This window comes from Mesorhizobium sp. M7A.F.Ca.CA.001.10.2.1 (assembly GCF_003998575.1).
Taxonomy (GTDB): Bacteria; Pseudomonadota; Alphaproteobacteria; order Rhizobiales; family Rhizobiaceae; genus Mesorhizobium.
The window spans coordinates 19016-27665 of the sequence record NZ_RZQY01000008.1 but is presented as its reverse complement, the minus strand read 5'-3'; the positions used below and the strand labels follow the sequence as shown (position 1 = coordinate 27665).

9 protein-coding genes and 1 pseudogene are annotated in these 8650 nt (G+C 60.7%); 7 read left to right on the top strand and 3 right to left on the bottom strand.

Translation table 11 applies throughout. The annotated features are described in order from the left end of the window. Window positions 1–1071 precede the first annotated feature (1071 nt). The 3 genes from EN964_RS01275 to EN964_RS39340 all read left to right on the top strand — a co-directional run bounded on the left by EN964_RS01275 (window position 1072) and on the right by EN964_RS39340 (window position 1839). Window positions 1072–1305 (top strand): hypothetical protein, encoded by a 234-nt coding sequence (locus EN964_RS01275; protein WP_127270415.1) that lies wholly within the window; start codon window positions 1072–1074, stop codon window positions 1303–1305. A gap of 115 nt (window positions 1306–1420) precedes the next feature. Then, on the top strand, window positions 1421–1612 hold the full coding sequence (locus EN964_RS01270) for a hypothetical protein (protein ID WP_127270414.1): 192 nt from the start codon (window positions 1421–1423) through the stop codon (window positions 1610–1612). An 11-nt stretch (window positions 1613–1623) separates the two neighbouring features. Beyond that, a complete protein-coding gene (locus tag EN964_RS39340; RefSeq protein ID WP_372958892.1) occupies window positions 1624–1839 on the top strand; it encodes a plasmid partitioning protein RepB C-terminal domain-containing protein in 216 nt (71 codons plus the stop codon). Window positions 1840–1908: 69 nt separating this feature from the next. Here EN964_RS39340 and EN964_RS01265 read toward each other — a convergent pair whose 3' ends face one another. From EN964_RS01265 to EN964_RS01255, 3 genes are all read right to left on the bottom strand, one after another. Further along, window positions 1909–2538, bottom strand: a complete 630-nt coding sequence (locus EN964_RS01265) for a LysR family transcriptional regulator substrate-binding protein (protein ID WP_236383364.1) — start codon at window positions 2536–2538, stop codon at window positions 1909–1911. Window positions 2539–2595: 57 nt separating this feature from the next. Next, window positions 2596–4710 carry a ParB/RepB/Spo0J family partition protein gene (locus EN964_RS01260; RefSeq protein WP_127270413.1) on the bottom strand — a complete coding sequence of 705 codons (2115 nt, stop codon included), beginning with the start codon at window positions 4708–4710 and terminating at the stop codon, window positions 2596–2598. 137 nt (window positions 4711–4847) lie between these two features. After that, on the bottom strand, window positions 4848–5813 hold the full coding sequence (locus EN964_RS01255; RefSeq protein ID WP_127266535.1) for an ArdC family protein: 966 nt from the start codon (window positions 5811–5813) through the stop codon (window positions 4848–4850). A gap of 128 nt (window positions 5814–5941) precedes the next feature. On the opposite strand from EN964_RS01255, the gene EN964_RS01250 reads away from it, so the two are divergent. The 4 genes and pseudogenes from EN964_RS01250 to EN964_RS01235 all read left to right on the top strand — a co-directional run bounded on the left by EN964_RS01250 (window position 5942) and on the right by EN964_RS01235 (window position 8608). Beyond that, window positions 5942–6208 (top strand): hypothetical protein, encoded by a 267-nt coding sequence (locus tag EN964_RS01250; protein ID WP_127266534.1) that lies wholly within the window; start codon window positions 5942–5944, stop codon window positions 6206–6208. Between the two features lie 82 nt (window positions 6209–6290). Further along, window positions 6291–6884, top strand: coding sequence for an SOS response-associated peptidase (locus EN964_RS01245; RefSeq protein WP_127266533.1), 594 nt, complete (start codon window positions 6291–6293; stop codon window positions 6882–6884). Between the two features lie 5 nt (window positions 6885–6889). Next, on the top strand, window positions 6890–7600 hold the full coding sequence (locus EN964_RS01240) for a hypothetical protein (RefSeq protein ID WP_236383365.1): 711 nt from the start codon (window positions 6890–6892) through the stop codon (window positions 7598–7600). A gap of 154 nt (window positions 7601–7754) precedes the next feature. Then, window positions 7755–8608 (top strand): annotated as a pseudogene (locus EN964_RS01235) (alpha/beta fold hydrolase). The last annotated feature ends 42 nt before the right edge of the window (window positions 8609–8650 follow it).

Here is an 8650-nt window from a genome sequence, read left to right as displayed (position 1 = left end):
GGGGTGGGCCGCCGCAAGCACAAGCTAATATATCCCCGACTCTTATGCCTATGGTGCTATCGCGGAATGGCCTGACGGGCAGTCTAGGCCAACAGGATTAATTGCTGCGCTTTCATTCTGCCAGTAGCTTGCAGGCCTGGTCATTTAGCCCACCTTTGTGCCCAGATGGGTCGGCACGCTCACCGTTACCGGTGCGTGGTAACTTGATCGTGCCGACCTCACCTTTGACACATGGAACCGATGCCCCTGTGGCAACCGAAGAAACTGGCGAACGCGCCGCATTGAAGCTCGTCCGAATGGCTACGAGCAGGTATGCCCGCCCGGCGTGCTGCCATCTGAGGAAGCCCTCCTTGGTCTCTACGGCCCCGAACCGATCCACGAAGGCGAAGCTCTGCCCAGGCGATTATTGAGACCGTCGAGGGTCTGACGAAGGAAGCCCGCCGCTGAAGGACACTGACAGCGACGGGCCTTGCACCAGAGCTTGGACTTGTCTCAACCAAGCACATTTCCAACTTCGGTTGCGAAAGCTTGTTCCAGCCCTACGAGAAAGATTTAGCGCTAGCCGACGTCTGACGAAGTAGGCCGCCCGTCACTGGACTTCAGGGAAATCAGTGACGGGCCTCTGCTCGGGTGTTTCAACGAGGTGTCCTTACATTTGATGGCAAGCAACTGCCCACGGAGGGGCCCCTTGCAGTCTTCTCAGGGCGCGCCAGAGCTGAGTTCGCGATGCGGACGGCAAAAGTCAAGCCGCTCGGGAAAGACACAGCTTGGCACATGGCCGCGCGGGCGGCGGAATACGATGCCGACGCGAGAGTCATCGAAGGGATCATCCATCGCCAAAGATCATGACGAACAGCATCGTTAGTCGGTAGAGATAGAGGCCGCTTAAGGTAGCGCAGTTTCCGGCCCATCCTTGCATGCGCTGGCGTCTCGGAACACACGCCGGCGCCTCCAAAGAAATTTTGTACGATTTTTACCAAGCGCCGCCTTGTACGCAAATGATAATGACCGTTGCTGGCTTTGGAGCCATTCTTCAGCACTCAAGATCAGTATTATTCAAAGGACGTTCATATGAATTTCCCCATCGGCGGCGCGCAACCTATTTTCCCTGAGGAACTGGGCACGCTGAGGATTGTATTCTCGCAGCTTTGTGAGGAACACGAGATTCTAACCACTTCTGTTGAGGCCGGGGAACTCGCCTCAGAGTTGGTCCGACTGTTTCAAACAGGCATCAAAGACGAGACTGTGCTGATGGTCTTGATGCGCGCCAGGTTGAACCACCGGCAGGCCCAGTCCGTAGGCTAGTCTTGCAACCACAGCCGTATGGAGGAAAATTATGTTGTACCCTGGTCACTGCCTTGGTCCGTGCGAGATTGAAATGTTGTCTCGCATTTGCCCGACTGTGTGCGACGAGAGCAAATTGCCGCTTACTTCGCCCGATGCCGAAAAAGCGGCTTCTCACCTGCTAAAGCTCTTTGTGAACGGCCTTACCCGCGAGGAGGAACTGGTTGATGCGGCCAGGAACCGTATGAAATGGCTGCCTCGAGCTCATGCTTTTCAAAAGGCGACGCTGCCGCACTTCCAAGCCGTTAGTCAGCAGCAAGTGGCTTAGCCGGTTTACGAATGCGGGCAGCTCATTTTTCACGCAGCCCCTGCCAGGCCGAGTTGAGCCAGGAATTTCGAAACTCCGCTGAGCACATTGGTTCGTGGGGCCTCGAACTTGTAGCGGTACGAGGACACCTCAACCGGCTGATGGATAGCCCCAAACTGGTACGCTACCTCGCTCATCATTTTCCAAAGCAACTCGCTCAATTCCAAGGCGTTTTGGAAACGGCTTGAGTTCCCAGTGCGGCCGCAGGCGCCGCGCCGGCTGCCTAGCGTCGTTCTCTAGCCGCCCTCTGAGAAATCTCATCCTTTCGCAGGAGCGGTGGAAAAGGCCGCGATAATCGCCTCGAGCGACACGCTCAGAGCATTCGAAAAGGTCCTGCCCTTCTGCCAAATCGCGACGTAATGATAAAGAGCTGACGGTTCCACCGGTTTTGCTTCGAGGTTAAACGCTTCGTATTCACGCGCAATGATTTCATTGGTTATGGAAATGCCCAGGCCAGCCGAAACGTATCCGGCCTCGTGACCGTTGCAGTCGAATTCCACCAGTATGTTCGGCTCAACGCCGGCGAAGCGCAACGCATTGAAGTTCATCTGGTGGGCGGCGAACTGGGGATCGATATCGACGATCGTTTCGCCAGCCAGGTCGTGCGCCTGGATACAGGTCTGTTGTGAAAAGCGGTGGTCGGGATGAAAGATGCACACGTTGCGCGCCGACCCGAGCGGCGCCCATTCAAACAGGCGTGGGTCCAGCGGCAATCTCGAGATCCCCAGATCCGCGCGACCGGCCAAGATGTACTCGCCGATCTGGTCGTAGCTTCCAGAAATTGACCGGACGTTCGGAGAGCGACACGGGAAAGCCCTCCGGCGCTCTCTCTGACCGGACGGGCTCAAACCCGTCGCGCCCGCCCTCTCACTCTGACCACCGCACACAAAAAGGCCCGGCGCTCTTGCAAGTGCCGGGCAGCCAGATCATCCGCGAAGCCGAGGCTATTCCGCGGCGTCGAGTTGCTGCTCACTCTTCTCGTCGCCCCGACTGTCTTCGTCGTCACCGGCGAGAAAATCGGGCAGCGCTTTGTCTGCCTCGTCCGCGTTTGACGCGCCCTCGGCATCGAGGTCGATGAGCCGCAGCGGTTCGGGCAGCCAGCCACTGTCGGCCAGCAGCCGCTCCGCCTCTTTGGCCATGTCGTCCTTCTTGAGGTGGTCGATAAGCTGGGCGGCGCTCTCGCCTTCACCCTCGCGAACGGCCTCGATAATACGTGCCTTGGTGACGCGCCCGAGATAGTTGCCGACCGTCGGCCGCCAACCGGCATCGACCATGTCGAGGCCGACTACCCGGGCCAGGTGATCGGCCTCAGTGAGACGCTCCTGCACGCCATGTGCCGAGATAGCGCCGTTCCCATAGCGATCGGCCTTTTCATAAAGGGCGTTCACGCCGAAGGATGCACAATGGGCAAAAAGCGCGGCTCGCTCGTCGTCAGTAAGCGCCGCAAGCGCATCCCAGAGGTCGTCGACCCCCCCAGGCAAACGGGTTTCCCAGGCCGCGTGGCGGACTTCGACCGCGTGCGCGTAAGGCGTGTCGCGAAGCTCGGCAGATTGGGCCGAGAAAACCGTGCCGCGGACAGAGACTTCCATCGCGACACCCTGTGATCTGTAGCGGGAAAACACGTCGCGCACGAACTTGTGGAGCACGGCAAGGTAGGCGATCGCCGGATCGTTCGCGAGCTTGTCGCGTAGCGCCAGCGTGCGCTCGGCGGTCAGTTCCATGATCAGGCGATCCGGCAAGGGCTTGATGCCATCCTCCTCATCATCCTGCGGCTGAGCTGGCTGGCCGCCGATGGTAATTACCGCCCGCTGGACCGACGTCGCCCCATCGTCGGTTCCCCCGGCCCCGAAGTCACTCTCGCCATCGGGCGCAACGGAAGCTTCGTCCTCCGGCTTCACATAGCCACGCTCGACGAGAAGCGATCCATCGGCGTCAACGCTGAGAAAGACACCCGCTTTTGCAATGTCGACCGGATCGAAGTGGACGGGGCGCGCCTCCAGCGCACAAATGGCGGCTTCAAGCTCGCCAAACCGCTGGTCGATCTCATCGGGCAACTCGTCCGCCTCTTCGTATTCCGCCTGCAGCTTGTCGAACTCGTCACGCAGCGCCCCGAGCGTTGCCTGCTCCTCGTCGGTCAAGTCAACGGGCGTGCCGTGGAGTTCACGCAAGCCGTTCGCGGCGCCGTAGGGAAAGCTCACCGCGACCTCGATCCACTTCCAGCCCTCATTGGCAATTTCATCAGCCGTGAGCTGGAGCTTTTCGGCGACAAGACGGTCGAGCAGCAGCGCGTCTTGGAGCCATCCGCCGTCATCCGACTGGAAGAGGTCACGCAGCACCTGGCCGCCAGCTGCCTCATAGGCATCGAGCCCAACGAACACGGAACGCTTGTCGGAAGCGCGGACAGTGTTCTCCGTCAACATGCGGCGAATCTGGTATGGCTCTTTCGACCAGCTGTTGTTGATCGCCTCCCACACTTGCTCCTGTTTTGCGTGGTCGTCACTGACCGAGAACGCTTCGAGTTGAGCGATCGTCATTCCGGCGTCGGCATAGACATCGAGCAGCGCCGGCGACACGGCGGTGAGCTTCAGGCGCTGCTTGACGATGGTGACGGAGATGAAGAAAGCGGCGGCAATCTCCTCCTCCGACATGCCCTTGTCGCGCATGTCCTTGAACGCGCGATAGGCATCCAATGGATGAAGTGGGACGCGATCGATGTTCTCGGCCAGCGAAACTTCCTCCGCCAGGACAGCGTTGTTGCCCATGACACAAGGAACGGGTGCGGTCCTGGCAAGCCGCTTCTGGCTCACGAGCATTTCGAGAGCGCGGTAGCGGCGACCGCCGGCCGGCACCTCGAATATGCCTGTCTCGTCGCCGCCGGCATCGAGCAGGGGACGAACATGGAGGCTCTGGATCAGGCCCCGGCGGGCGATCGAAGCCGCCAGATCCTCGATCGAGACGCCGGCCTTGATGCGCCGGACGTTGCTCTGGGCGAGCACCAACTTGTTGAAAGGGATGTCGCGCGAGGACGACAAGGTGATCTTTTGAACGGCAGTAGCCATGGTGTTTTCTCCGCGACGGTGGCCGAGAGCCTCTCTCTCGACCCAAACCCGTCATGAAATACCGGCACCCCTCTCACTCTCCTGGCCACCGAACCGGGAAGCCGGCGAAGCGCGGTCCGACTCCGGTTCTGCGTGGCTCACCACGCCGCTTCCCGTTTGTCGTTCGCCGCTGCCGCGGTGGCTTGCTGATCCACGCCAGGCTGGAAGCCGAGGATGAATTCGGCGGCCTTCGAGGCGGCGCTGGCGGCACGGACAATGGCGCGATTGTCCTCGCGCAGGACCGCCAGCCACGAGCCGATGTAGTCGGCATGGCGCACCGTCGGCACGATGGCGAGAGAAGCGCAGACAAAGGCCCCGGCCATCTCAGCCACCAGTTCCTCCCGCGCGTAGGATTTCGAGCCGAAGGAACCGGCCATATCACGCCCGAGGCGGGAGGAATGACCCGACCAATGCCCCAGTTCATGGAACGCGGTACGGTGCCAGTTGATGGGTTCGAAATAGGCGGCTGGCGGCGGGACCTGCACGAAGTCGCTCGCAGGGCTGTAGAAGGCGCGGCTGCCTCCGATCCGAAAATCCGCGCCGGTGGCCCGGATCAGCGCCTCTGCTTGCGGTTCGATCATGCCCGGCGGAGGCGGTGGTGCGACGGCGGCGACGTCCTCCGGAAGGTTCTCGCATTGATCGGCGTTGAAGACTGTGAAGCGTTTGAGGAATGGGACCGGCTGTGCTTCGTGCCCGCTCTCGCGGGCTCGGTTACGCTCATCGTCGGGCACGAAGCGGTCGGCGTAGAAGATGGTCGTCCCATGTTCTCCGTTCCTGACGTTGCCGCCGAGCCCAAGCGCCTGGCGGAATGTCAGCCAGCTCTGGCCGGTAAAACCGTGCTCGATGACCGCGCCCCACAGGATCAGAATGTTGATGCCGGAGTAGCGACGGTGGGTCGACGCGTTTTCCGGCATGGCGAGCGGCGCCTTTGCCGCCGCCGTGCCCCAGGGCTGCACCCATGGAATGCGTCCGGCTTCCAACTCGGCGATGATCTTGTCGGTGATTGCCGTATAGAGGCCTGGCCGGTCGTTGCCGGAACGGGCGCTAGCGGTGTTTCTGGGCATCGCGGTTCTCCGCGACGGGCGCCAGGAGCCTCTCTCCCGACCTTCAACCCGTCACGGCAAACCCGGTCTGCACTCTCACTCTCATCGACCCGTCTCGGTACCCAACGGCGGCAGGAAGTAGCATCGGCGTGGCCGATCTCACGTCAGGCATGGAAGCCCGTATGGGTGAAGGCCGTCGCAAATTGGTGCCCCACATTATAGCGCGTGTGCTTGGCTTTGGCGTCGACCGGCCCAGCATGCCGCTTGTTGGCAAGTGGTTCTTTGTCAAGGACGGCCAGGCGCTGGGCGCGGCTTTCCGAAGATGGTCTGATGAGCCTGACCTTGAGCGAGCCACGGCGATGTCATCACCGACAAACCGCGCGATGCTCAAGCAGATCGCGAGATTTCGGGCATAGCGGAAAATCTCGCGATGGTGGCGCCGCAGCCAAGCCGCGTTATTTGTTATAAGTCATCAACTGACTGAAAGCGTGGGCAGCCATGTGCAACGACTATGAGCAGCATATCGCCTGGGCCGAATATTGCAGGATGATGCAATTGCTGGCGCTCGACATTCCCACCCATCAAACCGAACTGGATTTGCCGCAGGCGGATGACATCCGCATCAGTGATCCCGCCCCGATCATGCGCGCCGCCGGCGACACGATCGAACTCACGCGCATGACCTTTGCCTTTCCGCCCTCCGGGCCCAAAGGCGGGCCGATCTTCAACTTCCGCTCGGAAGGACGGAACTTCTCCAACAGCAAGCGCTGCCTTATTCCGGCGTCGGCTTTCTTCGAATTCACCGGAAAGAAGTCTCCAAAGGCTAAGCATCGCTTCACGCTCAACGGCGCCTCGTTCATGGCGATCGCCGGCCTGTGGCGCGATGGCGAAGGCAACAAGCCCCCGACGTTCGCTATGCTGACGACGGAACCCGGCCCGGACGTGGCGCCCATCCACAATCGCCAGATTGTGGTTCTGCGCCCGGACGATTGGGCGGCATGGATCTACCTCACGAAACCCGAGGTGGAGCTGTTGAAGGCCCTGCCGGCCGGGTCGCTGGCGGTAGAAACCGTGCGACAAGGAAGCGACTAGCTCAGATGCCGGTGCGTTTTGCGCAAACACGGAAGATTCTTAGCGGCATCGCTGCGGCAATTGCGGCCCCTCGAGATCGCGGCTCGGGCCAAAGCGTCAGCACCTCGTTGTCATTGATTGCCGAGTGGCCACTTCCGCCATCAGCCACGCTTGGCTCGTCGGTGCGCACGAAAGGTATCGAGCGTGAAATACGTGCCCGCCTGCCATGGGCGGTGAGGAAGTACATCAAAGCCGAGACGGGTCGCATCACATTGCGGATGCGCGAAGACGATGCCGAAGAGTTCGAGGCCGCCTCGAACAAGATCGCCAAGACCCTGGAAACCATCGAAGTACTCCCGGTCCTGCCGCGCGAGGCGGAGGACATCCTCGCAATTTCTTCGCGTGAGCGTCACAAGTGGCTGAAAGACGGACGGCTGCAAAGCATTGGCACCCGCACCGTGAAGATGCGCGGTCGATCCAAGGCCGTCACCTTCCACGTGTTCGATCCCAAGCACATCGAGGACATCCTTGATCGTGATCTGCCAAGCCTTTGGCGCGAAGAAGACGCGCAGCAAGTTACAGAGAACAGGCGACGTGGCGCCGGCAAGGCTGCCCTGACGCGGGCGGGAAAGGGTAGCGAGAAGGTTCGCGGCGCCGGGAATAACCCCAGAGATGACGCTCCCCGGCCCAAGTTGAAGGGCTGGGACGCGTTCGACGACGAGGGCCTGCTCCGTTAGATCCGCCTTGTAGCCACTCGCGCGTCCAGAATGGACCCTGAGCGAAAGCTAACCGGGAGCCGAAACGATCTGCAGTCGCGATTGGCCGGTCCCGAACCATTCCATGCTGAAGGAGTTCTTCAAGCCGACAACAGCCCGTTTTTGAGGATGGCCAATGTTCGACAACTTCGTGCTTGAAATGATGGAAACCGAGGGCGGGCCGACAAGGCTTCGGCATGGCGGATCTGGGCCGCCTCTGCTTCTGATCCATGGCCATCCTCTCGCGCATATGACGTGGGGCCAGGTCGCGGACTTGCTGTCAGCAGATTTCAGGATCGTGTGCCCCGACCTTCCGGGCTTCGGTCGCTCCTACGTACCGGCCGATGACCCCGAGAGCAGGTTCTCGTCCAAGCGGGCAAAGGCTTCGGCGCTGGTGGAGGTGATGGAAAGGTTGGGCCACCACGCTTTCTTCGTCGCCGGGCATGATCGTGGAAGTCTGGTCGCTTTCAGAATGGCGATGGACCATCCCGACCTGGTGCGAAAGCTGATTGCCGTGGATGGGTTGCCAGTTATCGAGCATCTGGAACGGGCCGACTGGAACTTTGCCCGCGATTGGTACCACTGGTTCTTCTTTGCTCAACCCGAGAAGCCGGAACGGGCCATCCTGGCAGACCCGATGGCATGGTATAGTGACTTGCGGCCAGATGAGATGGGACACGATGCCTATGACGAATTGGTTTCATTCATCCACGATCCAGCCATCGTCCATGGCATGGTCGAAGACTACCGCGCTGGCATAAGGATCGACCATCGCCACGACCGCGAAGATCGAGATGCCGGCAGGAGGTGCGCTGTCCGATGCTCTGTCTTTGGTCACTCGACGACGATTTGGAGCAGATTTATGGCGATCCGGTTGCCATCTGGAAGCACTGGGCCGACGACGTGGGGGGCTACGGAATCAGGAGCGGGCACCATGTCGCCGAAGAAAATCCCGCCGCTCTCGCAGCAGCGTTCAAGGCCTTTCTCTGAAAAATGACAGAAGCACCGATTGAGCGATCGCCCATGCGTGTC

Bases quoted from the DNA above. Each gene is read 5' to 3' on its own strand.
- EN964_RS01240 (WP_236383365.1), top strand. From the start codon at position 6,890: ATGCCGGTGCGTTTTGCGCAAACACGGAAGATTCTTAGCGGCATCGCT.
- EN964_RS01260 (WP_127270413.1), bottom strand. From the start codon at position 4,710: ATGGCTACTGCCGTTCAAAAGATCACCTTGTCGTCCTCGCGCGACATC.
- EN964_RS39340 (WP_372958892.1), top strand. From the start codon at position 1,624: ATGCGGGCAGCTCATTTTTCACGCAGCCCCTGCCAGGCCGAGTTGAGC.
- EN964_RS01245 (WP_127266533.1), top strand. From the start codon at position 6,291: ATGTGCAACGACTATGAGCAGCATATCGCCTGGGCCGAATATTGCAGG.
- EN964_RS01255 (WP_127266535.1), bottom strand. From the start codon at position 5,813: ATGCCCAGAAACACCGCTAGCGCCCGTTCCGGCAACGACCGGCCAGGC.
- EN964_RS01275 (WP_127270415.1), top strand. From the start codon at position 1,072: ATGAATTTCCCCATCGGCGGCGCGCAACCTATTTTCCCTGAGGAACTG.